The sequence below is a fragment of the Candidatus Solincola tengchongensis genome (genome assembly GCF_015711935.1).
In the GTDB taxonomy this organism is placed as follows: Bacteria; Actinomycetota; Geothermincolia; order Geothermincolales; family RBG-13-55-18; genus Solincola_A; species Solincola_A tengchongensis.
The window spans coordinates 41889-56536 of sequence record NZ_JACVJJ010000048.1; the positions used below are offsets into that span (position 1 = coordinate 41889).

Consider the following 14648-nt stretch of genomic DNA (forward strand, 5'->3'; position numbering starts at 1 on the left):
GGGGAAAGAGAAGACACACAGCGCTTCCCATATGTCAGGAAAGGAGATTCACGGCCTCCACGCACCTCGGGGGTGGAAGGTGATGCCCGGCGCCCTCCCCGCCCACCGCCCTTTCCCGCCATCTCTCGGTCCGGAAGGGACGTGCACGGCCCACGACATCCTCTTCCAGGACCCCCGCTTCGGCGCTCGCCGGCATCTCTAGCCCTGCCGCGGCACGGCGGCAAGGATGAGGGACGCCGCCAGGGCCAGGCCCGCGCCGGCGAGGAAAGCGACCCTGGGCCCCACAGTGCTCCACAGAAGCCCCATCATCAGGGAGGCGGGGAGGACGGTGATGCTCACGGTGAAATTGTAGATGCCGTAGGCGCTCCCCCTGAGCTCCGGCGGCACCATGTCGGCCACAAAGGCCTTGAGCACTCCTTCAGTGAGATAGTAGAGGCCGTAGAAGGCGAAGAGCAGCCAGGTCCAGGCGGCCCCGCTCAGAAAAGCGAAACCGGTGTAGGCGAGGCAATATATTCCCCACCCGAGGAAGACCACCCTACGGCGGCCGAAGCGGTCGGAGAGGCTGCCGCCGGGGATGGAAACACCCGCCTTGACCACGTGCAATACGCCCCACAGGCCGGGGAGCAGGGCAAGGGAGAAACCGCCCGCCTGACGGGCCCGCAGGAGGAGGAACGCGTCGCTCGAATTTCCGAGGGTGAAGACGAATACCGCCGCCAGAAGCCATTTGAAGCGGCGGCCGAAGGGGCGGAGGTCCAGGCGCGGAAACCCGGTGCCCTCCTCCAGAGGGCAGGCGGCCTCCCCCTCTCTTACCTGCAACAGGAGCAGAAAGATACCCAAGGCTATGGGGATGAGGGCCAGGGCGAAGATGGTGCGATAGCCCATGGAAAAAGTTGCTAAGAGGAAGGAGGAGGCCGCCGCCCCCATCAGCGCCCCACTATGGTCCATGGAACGTTGATATCCGAAAGCGCGGCCCCTTTCCCGGGGGTGGCAGGAATCGGCGATCAGGGCATCGCGGGGAGCCGTGCGCACTCCTTTTCCCACCCGGTTGAAGAACCACCCCACAAGGGCCTGCCAGGGCGCCACGACCAGGGCCAGGGAGCCGCGCGAGAGCGCGGAAAGGGAGTAACCGCCGGCGACCAGCCCTTTTCTGTGTCCCAGGCGGTCGGAGACCCACCCGGAGACGAGGTTCAAAAGGCTGGCAACGGAATCGGCCAGGCCCTCCACCAGACCCAGGAACCATGCCCCGGCCCCCAGGAATTCGGTGAGGAAGGTGGGAAAGAGGGGATAGACCATCTCGCTGGAGAGGTCGTTGAAAAAGCTCACCAAGCCAAGGACGAATACGTTGCGCGTAAAACCGGCAACGCTATCCCCGCCCTCTCCTGGATGCTTCATATTCTTCCCCCTTCGCTTCCTCTTCACCCCGCCGCCCCGCCTTCGCCGCCGCTCTCCTCGGCCACGAAGGGGTTCAGGAAATCGGTGAAAACCGAATCGCAGGGGTGGCCGTAGGCCACCAGCATCCTACGGCTCCGGGGCAGCATGATCAGGGAACAGCTGGTGGTCAGGTAGGGGCCGTGCCGGCAGACGGTGTTGTCGTCGCCGCGTCCGCTCTCCCCGTGATCGGAGAAGACCCGCAGAAGATCCCCGAGAGAGAATGCTTCCCTCTCGGAGAGAAGCTGCTCCACACGGGTATAACGCAACTCACTGGACTCGCGTACACGCACCCCCCGGAAGGCCTGGATGTTCCGGCTGGTGTAAAAGGCGTTATGCGGAACGTCGTAAGAGATCATCTCCCGGCAACGGTAGTGGTTGGCGTTGATCAGGATGCCCTCCTCGGGTTGACGCACCCCGCTGAAGTTAGGGGAGAGCTCCACCGTCGCCAGCTCCCCTCCCGCGTCCGCCACCAGGAGTATGGCCCCCGTGGACCGCTTGCCCGCACACAGGAAGGACACCGCTTCCTGCGTGGTGGCGCAGTTCTCCAGTGCCTCCTGAACCAGCACACTGACCGGTATGCTGCAGGTCGGGAGATCCGTTCCATGCCCGTAATTGCTGGTGATGCACAGGCCGTGCTCGTTTAGGCCGTCGTGGCATCCCGCCAGGGGAGCAATGGTGACGTCCAGTGTGGAGGCTGTCTCGGTGGAGCGGTTAAGGCGGGTCACGTAATAGGGTCGGAAAAACGCCGGACGGTCCAGGTTCTTGATCACCACCGGCTCCCCGATGGCGCTCCTTTCCGAGGTGATCCCCACAGCGGTACAGGCACCAAGGCGGTAATCGGCCTCGGCCACGAAGGTCTCCATCGCCAGGGCCAGGAAAAGGAGCGGCTCACCGATCCCCGCTCCCTTGGCGATGCCCTCCATTCGTGCTTTCTGGTGCGGATAATACTCGGAGAGCTCCTGCGCCGTCTCACGGAAGGCCCTCCGGGAGGCCAGGGCCTCGTAAGTCCTGAAGGGAAGCAGGAAGGGCTTCTTCCTGCGCAGGCTCTCGCAATGCCGAAGATGGGAGAAAAAATGGCGGATTATCTCCCTCATCTGGAGGCCCTGCTGATAACCCATCTCATAATGGTTGCCCTGCAGGTCGAAGAGGCGCACCTGCCTGCGGCCGGGCGTGTCTCCCCCGCCCAAGGTGGTCCCCAGGTCCAACGCTTCCACCGTCTTTACCCCTGGTCTCCTCTCTCTATCCGGCTTATGAAATAGTAAAACATTTATGTCGCTTTCACTAATCCCATTCGGTATCCCTGAAGCGCCGGCCACGGACATGCCGTCGTGCAGGACAGACCGCTTCCGCCCGTTCTCACACCGTTATTCCCCGCACAACCCGCACAATCCTTGCTTCCGGGAACACCTCCCGGGTTATTCCCCGGAAGGAGGACCTTCGAAAGAAAGGGCGGGTCACGGTGCGAGAACCGCAAATCTCCGGGCTTGACGGGAAGCCCACGCCGGTAGCGGGGCATGAGCCGGCTTCCCTCACGACCCCCACAGGCCACCCGGAGGACGCCGTCCCCGCGGATCACCGCCCCCTCGCTTACAACCTAAGCTTCAAGTACCCCCAGGCCAGACGCTTCTCCTTCGGCGTTTTAAGATGCCGCCTCCTCCGATCACCGTCCCCTCGCCTCACCGCCCTAATCTCTTCCTCAGGCGCCTGGGTCCAATCCATCTCTTCTGCTATCCTATTCCCGTATCGGGATCGTCATCAGGCGAGCGCAACGGAGTGCCGGTCATGACCGAGCTTAACCCATCCCGTTTCTCCGGATGCCTTCTTGGCCTGGCCATCGGGGATGCTCTGGGCATGCCCCTGGAGGGCATGAGGGCTTCGACTATCAGGAGGCGCCTGGGCCGCGTCCGAGAGTTCATGGACGCCCCCTGGAGGATGCTCAAGGCCGGCCAGTGGACGGACGACACGAAGATGATGCTCTGTCACGCGCGGAGCATCCTGGAACGAAAAGGGGTGGACGTCGAGGACACGGCCCACAAGTTCGTGGAGTGGTTCGAATCAGGAGACTGGCGGGGAATAGGTAATTCAACCTACCAATCCATCCAGAGGCTGCGTGCCGGAGTCCGACCCGGGGAGAGCGGGGCTCGGGGGGAGATGGCGGCGGGAAACGGGGCGGCCATGCGCATCGCCCCCGTGGGCCTCGTGGACTGCCTCGACCTGGAGAGGCTACACAGAGAGGTACGCGAGGTCTCCGTGATCACCCATGCCAACCCGGAGGCGGTGGCCGGGGCCCAGGCCGTGGCCTTCGCCGTGGCCCTGGCGGCGCGGGGAGACCTGGACCCCCCTTCACTGATAGCGGAAACGGTGCGCTTCATAGGGCCCTGCGCGGTTTCCGAGCGCCTCCTTCTGGCGGAGAGGTTCCTCGCCGAAGGCATGGAACCGGAGGAGGCGCTGGCCCGGCTGGGAACCAGCGGTTACGTCGTGGAGACGGTGGCCAGCGCCTTCTTCTGCTTCCTGCGCACCCCGGGAGACTTCGAGGAGACGGTGTCCCGAGCCGTGGAGGGCGGCCTGGACGCCGATACCACGGGCGCGGTGGCCGGGGCCATCAGCGGCGCCTTCAACGGACTGGAGGGGATTCCCGAGAGGTGGAGGCAAGGCGTGGAGGCCGCCCGGGAGATAATCGAACTGGCCGAGGGGATATACGGACTGGTTTCGAGGAACTGAAGGTGGCGGCCTAATTCACGGTCACGGGACCCCATCGAACCCCAATCCCCTACCTAGGCAAAACGCGATGCTCTCTCCTGTTCCGCCGATTCCCCCCGGGACCTGCACCTCAAGGGCACGCCTTGAACCTCGGCCGCCGCGGCTCGGAAGTATAAAGGACGGAGCCGCACGGGCCCGCCGAGGGCCTACCGCGAGGGCCGCGCTTTCAGCGGCGGAGGTGGGCCACAAGAATAAGGGGAGGATCCAGGAGCATGACCGCAGATTCTTTCACTATTCCCAATACCTTGCTAGGTGCGCCACAAGAATACGGGGAGGACACAGGAGCACGGGGAGGGCTGATCTCGGGGGCATACCGACGACGTTTGTTTACAGGGGCCTGCCGTTCCATGGATGGGAGCGGACGGGAAGGGTCCGAGTTTGTGTGCCTCCGGAAGGGGAATAATTATTATTGAACGGAGAACTCGGGGATGTAGGCAGGACGATCGGTATTCGCGGTATTCCAACGGGGGAAATATGATGGGATAGGCCGGGTACCGGGGTCTGCATGAAAGGAGGAAGCGAGGATGGAAACTCCGGAGGTCGAATTCTTGCTCTACCTGCTAACCCGCTACATCCGCAACAACAACATCGATCCCACCAAAGTGAGCGTGGCCGAGCTCATGGAGAACATCAACGTCAACCTCACCCCCATCGGAGGAGGCTGATACCCGCCTCACGGCTGTGTCGACGCGAGGAAAAGGGGAAATTCCTGGCCGGCAACGGCTCAGCAAATGATGAAGCGAGAGAATTTTTTACTGCGTCATATGGTAATATCTACCATATAATCGCGGGGGCCACGCCCGAGAGAATGCCGCCGCCAGCCTCCTGAACCGGAAGAGGCTCTGAAACTCCAAGACGACGGCCTTCCCGCTTCCTCCATGAGCGATTTTCCGCGGCGCGTGGGAGAGCCGAAGGGAAATGGGTCGATCCGCCTCTCCGACGGAAAAGGCCATTCTCGTACCGTCCCCCGAGATCACGCAGGGGGTTCTCCCAGGAAGTAGCGGCGCGGGTCGAAGATGCGCACGTCGTAGAGCTCCTCGCGGGAGGGCGGTTGGGCGCGCCGCAGGGAAGGCGCGGCCCTGAGGTCCCAGCCGCAGCGGGAAGCGATGGCCTGGAGGGCCTCTCTCCCGTCCGCAGCCACATGGGGGAAGAAGGCGGTGAGCACCAGTTCCTCCTCTCCTGGCGGCTTCTCCAGGACACCCTCCGTGGTCACCACGGTCCTGACCCTCTCGCCCGGAGCGGTGATGTAGGAGACCCTTTCCGGGGTGCGCATCTTGTCCATGGCCACGGTCACCAGGACCTCGCCGGCTCCCAGCGCCACGTCGCAGGCCCCTCCAGATCCCACCAGGAAAAGCCCCAGTTCCGGGATCTTGGTGGAGTTGATGTTCCCGAAGCGGTCCACCTGGCCGGCTCCCAGAGCGCCTATGGCCCGGCCGCTTGCCGCCCCCACCATGGAACCTAGGACGGTGGTGATGTCGGTGAGCATGGTGCAGGTGGGGATGTTCCGGAAATTGAAGATGAAAGGATCGGCGGGGCGCGGCGTGTACCCGTAGAAGCCGACCTCGGCCATGAGTTCCACCGGAACGTCCTCTCTGCGAAGGTCGTACCAGGCCTTCCAGGCGGCCAGGTTGGAGGCGCCTATGCCCGCCAGGATGGTGCGGTAACCGGCCTCGCGCACGCGCCTGCGGATCATCCGCGCCGCCTCCACCACCATCATCTCCACGGGAGTGTATTCCTCCGTCGCGGGGATGGAGGGGATGCGGTCGGCCAGCTCGGAGACCCAGGAGTCCCCGGCCGCCCGGCCCTTCAGGTACCATATCCGTTCGTGCCCCAGCTTGGCCAGATAGCGTTCGTGGGAATCCACTTCCAAAAGCCACTCCCGAACCCAGTTCCGAAGGGATTCCTCGCTGCGGCAGGCCTCCCGCAGCTCGAGCATGAACTCCTCGTCCTCGGCGTAGGGCTCGAACTCCTTTATCCCCTGGTTGGAGGCCCCCGAGGGATGCACCCCCATGGGCGCCGGGCAAACCGCGCGCACCAGGTATCCGGGAATCCTGACGAAATGGGAGTAGCGGCGCAGGAAGGAGGTGGGGACCACCTGTTCCACGGTCACCAGGACCCCTTCCCTGGCGGCGAAGGCGGCGAAGACGTTCTCCGCATAGGGCGGCGTAAGCAGGACGTTCCCCGCCCGGTCGGCCGCCCAGGCGTGGATGAGGGTGAGGTCGGGACGCAGGGCCCGCACCATGCCCACCCGGCTCCCGTCGGGCAACTCCACCACCCGGAAGTCCCCCGCGTTCTCCTCCTCCATGGAGCTCCCCAGGAGGGAATGGGTGGGCATCCATTCCACACCCATGGCGCCGGCCATCAAGCGCTGCGGGAGGGTGAGGACCGTCCAGTTCTCGATCTCCAGGCGCCCCTCCCGGTAGGCCTCCTGGTACACCCGGTTGGGTCCCGGGAAGGGGTAGGAATCGCCGCAGAAGGTGGTTATCAGCCTGCAGGCCAGACCCCCGTACACCAGGAGGACCATGTTGGCGATGAAGCCCAGGGAGGAGACGGTGAAACCGGGATCCTTTCCCCAGAAACGGCGGCATATCTCGTAGAGGGCGGCGTTGGGGCGCATGTAGGCGTGGCCCAGGTGAAGGTGCATCCCCGGCCTGACCAGCTCCTCCACAGCCCGGCGGAGGTCCTTCACCTTGTCCTCCGAGGTCTCCCTCTCGGCTATGGCAAGGGCCTCCGCCACCCTTTCCGAGAAGGCCCCGAACAAGTCCTCGAACCGCATTTTCCCCTTGATACCTGCCTTTTCCGCCAAGTCTGGTATACTATAACACAACCCATCCGGCGGGAAATACGTACCAGGCGGTAAAAAACCGCTTGCGGGGAGGGAGAGGTGAGACGTCCCTCTGCGGCCAAGGCGGCGCATGTGTCGCCCTTCGGTCGCGGGCGCATGCGGGTCAAATCAGATCGCCGTAGCCTCAAACCTCCCCAACCGGCCGAGGTAAGGACGCGTGAAGAGCCCGAGTCTCAAACGCCATTGCTCATGGTGGATCGCCGTTTTCCTCCTACGCCGGCGTAAAATAGGATAGCGGTTGCCACAGCGAGGGGACCGAAAGCGGCACCGCCGCGCGACCGGGCGACCGTTAGAAGCACGAGGACCGCGCGTGACCGTTCGGACAGACGTGTGGCGTCATTGCGTAGCCCGCTCTGTAGCGGTGAACGAGAAATCGAAGGAGTGAAGGAGATGTTGAAGAAGCTCTTGACCCCTCTTCGCGTCAAGGACCTGGAGATCAGGAACCGCATAGTGATGACCGCCATGCACCTCAACTTCACCCCCGATGGGCGGGTCAACGACCGCATAGTGGCCTTCTACGAGGAGAGGGCTCGCGGCGGCACGGGGCTGATCATCGTGGGAGGAGCCATCATCGACGACTACGCAGGCGCTTACTGGATGCTGGACATGCGGGACGATTCCTGCGTGGAGGGACACCGTATCCTCGCCCAGGCCATAAAGAAACACGGCGCCGCCGCCGCCTGCCAGCTTTACCACGCCGGCCGTTATTCCCATTCTATATCCATGGAGGGAAAGCAGGCCCTGGCCCCCAGCCCGGTGGCCTCCCGTTTCACCCGCGAGGAGCCCAGGGAGATGACCCGGGAGGACATCAAGAGGACCATCCAGGCCTATGCCGACGCCGCGCGCCGGGTCAAAGAAGCGGGTTACGACATGGTGGAGGTGCTGGCCTGCACCGGCTACCTCATCTGCCAGTTCCTCTCCCCGGTGACCAACCTCCGCGGCGACGAGTACGGCGGCTCCTGGGAGAACCGCATGCGCTTCGGTCTGGAGGTGGCCGACGCCGTGCGCGAGGCGGTGGGACCCGATTTCGTCGTCGGCTTCCGCATCGCCGGCCATGATTACATGGAAGGGGGGAACACCAACCGCGAGTGGGCCCTCTTCGCCGCCGAGCTGGAGAAGCACGGAGTGGACATAATAAACGTCACCGGGGGATGGCACGAGACCCGGGTGCCACAACTCCCCATGTCCGTCCCCCGCGCCGGGTTGGCCTACCTGGCGGCCCACGTCAAGGAGAAGGTCAGCGTGCCGGTCATCGCCTCCAACCGCATCAACGACGTCTTCGTGGCCGACGAGATCCTGCGCATGGGCATGGCCGACCTCACGGCCATGGCCCGCGCCCTCATCGCCGACCCCTACCTGGCGCGGAAGGCCGCCGAGGGGAGGTACGAGGAGATAACGCACTGCATAGCCTGCAACCAGGGGTGTTTTGACCATGTCTTCTACCTCCAGCCGGTGACCTGCATGCTCAATCCCCGCGCCGGCCGGGAGCTGGAATACAAGGTGGAGCCAGCGTCCCGGCCCCGCAAGGTGGCCGTGGTGGGCGGAGGGCCGGCGGGATTGAAGGCCGCTCTCACCGCCGCGGAACGGGGCCACCAAGTCACCCTCTTCGAGAGGAAGGACTACCTGGGAGGACAGCTAAACCTGGCCGCCGTGCCCCCGGGAAGGGAGGAGTTCTGGACGGCCATCGAGGACCTGGAGAACCAGCTGGACAACGCCGGCGTGGAGCTGCGCCTGGAAACGGAGGTCACCGCCGACCTCCTACGCGAGGAGGGCTTCGAGGCCGTGGTGGTGGCCACGGGAGCCCGCCAGGCGGTGCCCAACATCCCGGGCATCGACCTGCCCCATGTGGCCATGGCCTGGGATATCCTGGAAGGAAAGAGGGACCCCGAGGGCCGGGACGTGGTGATCATCGGCGGGGGGGCCGTGGGGTCGGAGACGGCCATGTACGTGGCCAGCATAGGCACCATATCCCCGGACACCCTCTTCTTCCTCTTCATGAACGACGGTGAGGACGTGGATACCCTTCGCGAGCTGTGCAGTCGGGGCATCAAGCGGGTCACCGTGGTGGAGATGCTGGACAAGGTATGCCGGGACGTGGGCATCTCCACCCGCTGGACCATCCTCCAGGACATGCGCAACCTGGGCATCGAGGTGAGGAGCAACGCCTCCGCCAAGCGCATCGAGCCGGGCCGCGTTGTGGTGGAGGTGGAGGGGAAGGAGGAGTCCATACCCGCGGACACGGTGATCATCGCCGTGGGAAGCTGCCCGGACAACCGCCTCTACGAGGAACTCAAGGATTTGGGGCTGGAGGTCCACCTCGTCGGAGACGCCAGGGAGGCGCGCAAAGCCATTGAGGCCATCCAGGAGGGTTACGAAGCCGGGTTGAAGGTCTGATCCGGCGGGGAACGGCCGCCTACCGATCACGCTCCCTTGGAGGCGGCCGAGCGGCGGGGGGAATCTGCCCGGGTGTGTGGGCTCATCCCGGCATCAGGAACGCGGCACACAGGAACGTCACTCGTGTCCGGCAGCGGAAACGCCCGGTAAAGCTCGCTCTCCGCGTGGCCGGCCATCGCCGGCGGGTGCGCGCCTCTCCCCTGCGGAGAAAAAGGGGGCATGCGCTCCTCGTCCAGGGATAAGCCGTCCTTTGTCGCGTGGTGACGGTGGTCCGGCGGCGAGAGGTCGCCCCCGTGGGCCTCAGTGCTTCCGGCGCGGATACCCGAAGCGGTCCAAGGTCTCCCTGGCTATTTTTACCAGCTCGGTTATCTGGGCGTCCATCTGGAAACCGTGCTGGACCACCAGATCCAGCATCTCCTTCTGGCGTTCGTTGAGCTCTCCCACCTTCTCCCGGCTTACCGTGCTGGCGTAGGAGATCATCACCGTGAGAGGGGTCCTCAGGTCGTGGGACATCACCGAGCGCACCTTCTCCAGGGTCTCCAGTACCTCCCGGACGTCGCCGCTAGACTCCTCGGTGGCCTCCCCTTCATCCGATCGGGGGCTTTTCTCCTCCTCGCGGACCTCCGCCGCGCCCCGCACCATGAACTCCCGCACCATGCGGGGCAAGAGGTCCACATCCACCGGTTTCTGGATGTAACCGTCGAAATTCTCCAACACCCCCGGCCTCTCCTCCTCCCTCAGGGAGGCGCTTATGGCCACTATGGGGACATCTTCCAGCCCCGGCATCTTCCGCAAGTGCTCCGCCAGGTCACAGCCCCTCGCCCCCTCAAGGTGGAGGTCCAGGAGGATGACGTCGGGCCGCACTTTCTCCGCTATCTCCAGCCCCTCTTCCGGTTTCTCGGCGGTAAAGACCTGGAAGCCGCCGCCTTCGAGCAGCCGCCTCACTATGCTGCGCTCCACGGCGCTGTCGTCTATGTACAGAACCACTGGCATGAGGCCGGCACCTCCTTCTCCAGTAATTATGTTTCGGTAACCCACCGTGAAAAGGTAAGGGGCAATGTCCCCCTCTTTTCGACACTCAAACATTCATCTTTCAAAACAGAGAGGGGGGCGGCCTGTCCTCCAGCTCCGCCCGGCGCATCTCGCCCCTCGGGAAGGTTCACGGACATCTCGAACGCCGGCTCAATCTCTTCCCTCCTTTCCGCCTTTGCTATGCCGAGGACGCCTGCCCCCCTCCCCTTCAGCGGCGGGCGAGGGTGGAGGGCCGAGGCTCCCGGTTCGGGGCGCGGCATGGTCCCCGTGGAGGCTTCCGGCTCCGGGGACTCGGCCTGGAGGCCACTACACCACCCCCGATCGGAAGAGGCCAGGATGGCGCGAGGGATAATCCGGTTCTTCGTCCGATCCACATCCTCTAGGGGAGAAACCCGGTCATTTCCCGCCAGTGGGAGGTGTTTTATAATTCCATAAGGTCTTGAGGGCACGGGAAGTGCCACACCTTGCGAGGAGCGACGACCAGCGAGCGAAAACGGCAACCGTCCCGCCGGGGAGGACCCCAAAGCCCGGCTAGGAACCCCGGAGGACCGGCGGGAGCGGGATGAAAAGAGGAGGATTCCCGTGGAGATAATAACCTTCACCGATTACTCTTTCGGCAGCAACACCTACCTGGCTGTCAACGAGGAGGAGGGAAAGGCGGTGCTCATCGACGCCGGCGTCTCCCCCTCCCAGGTATTGAAGTACCTCGAGGACCACGGCCTGCAGCTGGAGGCCGTGCTGCTCACCCACGGGCATCCCGATCACCTCATGGGCCTCAAGGAGATCGTGGATGCCACCGGGGCACCGGCTTACATGCACCCCGCCGACGCGGAGATGGTGAAGTCCATTTCTCCCCTTTTCTTGAGGATGCTGGGGCTGGACGACCTGGAGCTGCCGGAGGAGTTCCTGCCCCTCGAGGACGGCCAGGAGCTGGAGCTGGGCGGGATGAAGTTCAAGGTCCTGCACACCCCGGGGCATTCCGAGGGCAGCGTCTGTTTCCTCACCGACGGCGTCCTATTCGACGGCGACCTGGTCTTCCGGGGCTCCATAGGCCGCACCGACTTTCCCGGCGGCTCCATGCAGACCCTGCTGCGCTCGGTCAAGGAGAAGATCTTCACCCTGCCCAGCGAGACCCGGATATATCCGGGCCACCTGGATTCCACGGTGGTGGGTTGGGAGAAGCGCACCAACCCCTTTCTCATCGGGATCTGAGGCCGCCGACCCGAGTCCCGAGATCCTCTCCGTCTCCGGTAACCTCTCAGCCGCCTCGCGCCCAAATGGCACGCGCCGCGGCATTCCATGATTCAAGCCCCGCCTTCATTCTCCGTTTCGGAAATGATGTCCTTGATGCGCACCAAAAGCCCCGACGGCGTTTCGTTCCCACTGCTCCGTCTTCATTCTCCGGGGGCACGGGAAGGCACGGCAGATGAGACCAAAGAAGCGATTGTACATTGGTGCCCGCGTGGACACGACCGGGGTTAGGTCCCCCGGTCGGGTTTTCACGGCATACCAGGAGAAGTTTCGCAGGGCGAGGCCCCGGTGCCGGAAGGACAGCAGGGGGGCGCCGTTTAATGAATTATGCGGAAAGAAAGTCCGTCGGCCCTCACCTCACCGACGCGTGAGGGCGGAAACCCCATAGGGGGACGATTTCGCGGGAGGACGAATTGCACCGCAGGATAGTGATCTCCGTGACCCTCCTGGTCCTGCTCCTCGCTCTTGCCCCCGTTGGCTACATGACCATAGAGCACATGAGCTACACGGAGGCGCTCTACATGACGGTGATCACCATCACCACGGTGGGCTTCCGCGAGGTACGCCCTCTCTCCACGGCTGGAATGTACTTCACCATCCTGGTGATATTAACCGGGGTGTTCAACCTCTTCTTCATAATATCCGGCCTGATAAGCTACACCTTCGGCGAGGCCCTGCGGGAGATTTTCGGGAGGAGAAGGATGGACCTGAGGATAAGAAAGCTGCGCGATCACCACGTGGTCTGCGGGTTCGGCCGCGTGGGGGAGGTGGTCTGCGACACCCTGGCGGAAGCGGGAGCAGATTTCGTGGTCATCGAGAGGGACCCGGCGCGGTTGGTGCTGGCCCAGGAGAAGGGTTACCTTTGCCTGGAGGGTGACGCCACCTCCACGGAGACCCTGGTAAACGCCGGGGTCGGGAGAGCCCGCGGGGTGGTATGCGCCCTGGAGAACGACGCCGACAACCTCTTCACCACCCTCTCGGCGAGGAGCCTCAACCAGGAGGTGATCATAGTTACGCGCTGCGTGAGCCGGGATTCGGTGGACAAGCTCCTCTACGCCGGCGCCGACCGGGTCATATCACCCTATACATTGAGCGGAAAACGCATGGCCACCTTCCTCCTCAAGCCGAGCGTCTTCGATTACCTCGACTTGGTGGCCCACGGCATCTCCCTGGACTACCGGCTGGAGGAGCTGGAGGTGGAGGAGGGATCCGAGCTGGCGGGCAGGACCATCGGGGAGATGGACATCCGGGTCCGGACCGGGGCCCTCGTCGTGGCCGTGCGCAAGGCTGCCGATGGGAGGTTCGATACCCGGCCGGACAAGGACACCCGCCTGGACGCCGGCGACCTGCTCATCGCCCTGGGGACGCCCCGCGACCTCTCCAACCTGGAGAACATGAGCGCCTCGCGGCGCTGATCATCCGCGCTGCCTCGAGACGGCGACCTCGCCTCTTCCTTCCCAAGAGGCACGAGACCGGACAAGGATATGGGGCCCAGCCAGCGGCGCGCCGCGACCTATTCCCCTGCGGGGAAGAACACGGCCTCCAGGTCGTCGGCCAGGAGGGCCCCGCTCCCCTCCACGTTCAGCCGGACCATGAGGCTGTCCGTCTCCCCTTCCAGTGGGATCCAGCCTTCGAATCCCTCCCATACCGAGCTCCCCCTCAATTCCCGTGAGACCATGAACCCCGTGGAGCCGGAGACCCCGAAGGCCACTGCATCCACCCATGCCCTGCCGGACATGCTCCTGGAGCCTATCCTGCCACGCAGGAACAGGGCTCCCTTATGCCCCGAGAGCCCGGTGATGGTCTGGAAAAATCCGGTATGAGCCGATGGTCCGAGACCCGGCCCGTTATCCACCCGCAGCGAGAGCCCTTCCCCCGACCACCCGGCCTCCGGGCCGTACGCCGGGGGCGTGTCCGTGCCGGAGAAGAAGATGTGCCACCCAGTGGCTCCCGCCTCGAAAGAGGGGTTGTCGAGGAGATTGACTCCCTCCGGGGGATAGGCCTCCCTCTCCTCCACTTCCAGGGATACCTCGTCGAACCAAGCCTTCCCTTTTCCGTACATCCCGCATTCCAGCCATACCTCGCGAGCCTGCAGGGGCACGTAAACGCGCAGCTCCAGGGGCGTCCATCCCATGGTCCCCTCACCCCGGTCGGAGTAAGCGACCACCAGGGTGCGCGGTTCGGCCTCCTCCTCGCCCGCTCCCCGGATGATGATCCCCAGGTAAGCCTGCCCTTCCAGGCCCTCCGTGCTAACCTGGCCCCGGAAGACCACGTCGTGGCCCACGGGCGTCATCCCCAGGGGCATGTACCATCCGGCATCCACGAAATCGCTCTCCTGCGAGCTGACCGCGGCGCTGGCGAAGCCCCTGAAGGAACGTTCCCGGTCCCTGAAGGCCAGCGCGCCCCTTTCCTCGCCCTTCTTGGCCCATCCCCAGATGGTCTCCCGTGTCCCCACCTCGAAGCTGTAGTTGCTTATCAGGTTGGTGTGCAGGGGAATCTCCGAGGCCGGATGCCCTTCTTCCCCATGCTCTTCCTCTCCCGCGTGGCCCTCGCCCTCTACGTGTGCATGGCCCTCCTCGGGACCGTGCGCGTGGGAATGCGTGTGTTCAGAGGCTATCCCCACCACCACCTCCCGGCGGACCAGGTACTGGACGGGCACGGAAACGGCGAGGGCGGACACTACGACCACCACCACCCACCAACGGTTCCAGAATACCCTGAACCCTCTCATCACAAGGCCCGTGCTCCCCTCAGCAGCTCGAACTCAAGGCCACGTACCCTCACCTTTATTTTCGTCAACCGCCCATCCCGCTCAAGGAGCCCTCCCCGCCAACGGCCGGAATCAACCCGCTTCCATCTTCACGAATCGGGCAGTTACGGGCCCACTCTTTAATAATAAGGCCTCGGCCCCATGGAACCACCACGCGGGCAGGCG

Annotated in this window: 10 protein-coding genes; 5 read left to right on the forward strand and 5 right to left on the reverse strand. The window is 64.3% G+C overall.

Going from position 1 to position 14648, the window contains the following annotated elements; genetic code table 11:
• Positions 1-198: 198 nt before the first annotated feature.
• Together H7007_RS03840 and H7007_RS03845 are read right to left on the reverse strand one after the other, a co-directional pair.
• Positions 199-1392 carry an MFS transporter gene (locus H7007_RS03840; protein ID WP_287153189.1) on the reverse strand — a complete coding sequence of 398 codons (1194 nt, stop codon included), beginning with the start codon at positions 1390-1392 and terminating at the stop codon, positions 199-201.
• A gap of 23 nt (positions 1393-1415) precedes the next feature.
• A complete protein-coding gene (locus H7007_RS03845; RefSeq protein ID WP_287153191.1) occupies positions 1416-2645 on the reverse strand; it encodes a C45 family autoproteolytic acyltransferase/hydrolase in 1230 nt (409 codons plus the stop codon).
• 568 nt (positions 2646-3213) lie between these two features.
• Here H7007_RS03845 and H7007_RS03850 point away from each other — a divergent pair.
• A complete protein-coding gene (locus tag H7007_RS03850) occupies positions 3214-4152 on the forward strand; it encodes an ADP-ribosylglycohydrolase family protein (protein ID WP_287153193.1) in 939 nt (312 codons plus the stop codon).
• Between the two features lie 563 nt (positions 4153-4715).
• Positions 4716-4856, forward strand: coding sequence for a hypothetical protein (locus tag H7007_RS03855; protein ID WP_287153195.1), 141 nt, complete (start codon positions 4716-4718; stop codon positions 4854-4856).
• Positions 4857-5164: 308 nt separating this feature from the next.
• Here the strand turns inward: H7007_RS03855 and H7007_RS03860 are convergent, their stop codons facing one another.
• Positions 5165-6967 (reverse strand): CoA-transferase, encoded by a 1803-nt coding sequence (locus H7007_RS03860; protein ID WP_287153197.1) that lies wholly within the window; start codon positions 6965-6967, stop codon positions 5165-5167.
• A 459-nt stretch (positions 6968-7426) separates the two neighbouring features.
• Between H7007_RS03860 and H7007_RS03865 the strand changes: the two genes are divergently transcribed.
• Entirely contained in the window at positions 7427-9430 is a 2004-nt protein-coding gene (locus tag H7007_RS03865; protein ID WP_287153199.1) for an FAD-dependent oxidoreductase, read from the forward strand.
• Positions 9431-9730: 300 nt separating this feature from the next.
• Here H7007_RS03865 and H7007_RS03870 read toward each other — a convergent pair whose 3' ends face one another.
• Positions 9731-10423, reverse strand: a complete 693-nt coding sequence (locus tag H7007_RS03870) for an ATP-binding response regulator (RefSeq protein WP_287153201.1) — start codon at positions 10421-10423, stop codon at positions 9731-9733.
• Between the two features lie 621 nt (positions 10424-11044).
• Here H7007_RS03870 and H7007_RS03875 point away from each other — a divergent pair.
• Together H7007_RS03875 and H7007_RS03880 are read left to right on the forward strand one after the other, a co-directional pair.
• Positions 11045-11674: an MBL fold metallo-hydrolase gene (locus H7007_RS03875; RefSeq protein WP_287153202.1), complete on the forward strand. Its 630-nt coding sequence runs from the start codon at positions 11045-11047 to the stop codon at positions 11672-11674.
• Positions 11675-12126: 452 nt separating this feature from the next.
• Positions 12127-13128 carry a potassium channel family protein gene (locus H7007_RS03880; RefSeq protein WP_287153204.1) on the forward strand — a complete coding sequence of 334 codons (1002 nt, stop codon included), beginning with the start codon at positions 12127-12129 and terminating at the stop codon, positions 13126-13128.
• 98 nt (positions 13129-13226) lie between these two features.
• Here the strand turns inward: H7007_RS03880 and H7007_RS03885 are convergent, their stop codons facing one another.
• Positions 13227-14444 (reverse strand): hypothetical protein, encoded by a 1218-nt coding sequence (locus H7007_RS03885; protein ID WP_287153205.1) that lies wholly within the window; start codon positions 14442-14444, stop codon positions 13227-13229.
• Positions 14445-14648: the final 204 nt, after the last annotated feature.

What these genes read in the sequence shown, in the direction of transcription:
- H7007_RS03840 (WP_287153189.1), bottom strand. Translation starts at nt 1,392, where the DNA reads ATGAAGCATCCAGGAGAGGGCGGGGATAGCGTTGCCGGTTTTACGCGC.
- H7007_RS03850 (WP_287153193.1), top strand. Translation starts at nt 3,214, where the DNA reads ATGACCGAGCTTAACCCATCCCGTTTCTCCGGATGCCTTCTTGGCCTG.
- H7007_RS03855 (WP_287153195.1), top strand. Translation starts at nt 4,716, where the DNA reads ATGGAAACTCCGGAGGTCGAATTCTTGCTCTACCTGCTAACCCGCTAC.
- H7007_RS03860 (WP_287153197.1), bottom strand. Translation starts at nt 6,967, where the DNA reads ATGCGGTTCGAGGACTTGTTCGGGGCCTTCTCGGAAAGGGTGGCGGAG.
- H7007_RS03865 (WP_287153199.1), top strand. Translation starts at nt 7,427, where the DNA reads ATGTTGAAGAAGCTCTTGACCCCTCTTCGCGTCAAGGACCTGGAGATC.
- H7007_RS03870 (WP_287153201.1), bottom strand. Translation starts at nt 10,423, where the DNA reads ATGCCAGTGGTTCTGTACATAGACGACAGCGCCGTGGAGCGCAGCATA.
- H7007_RS03885 (WP_287153205.1), bottom strand. Translation starts at nt 14,444, where the DNA reads ATGAGAGGGTTCAGGGTATTCTGGAACCGTTGGTGGGTGGTGGTGGTC.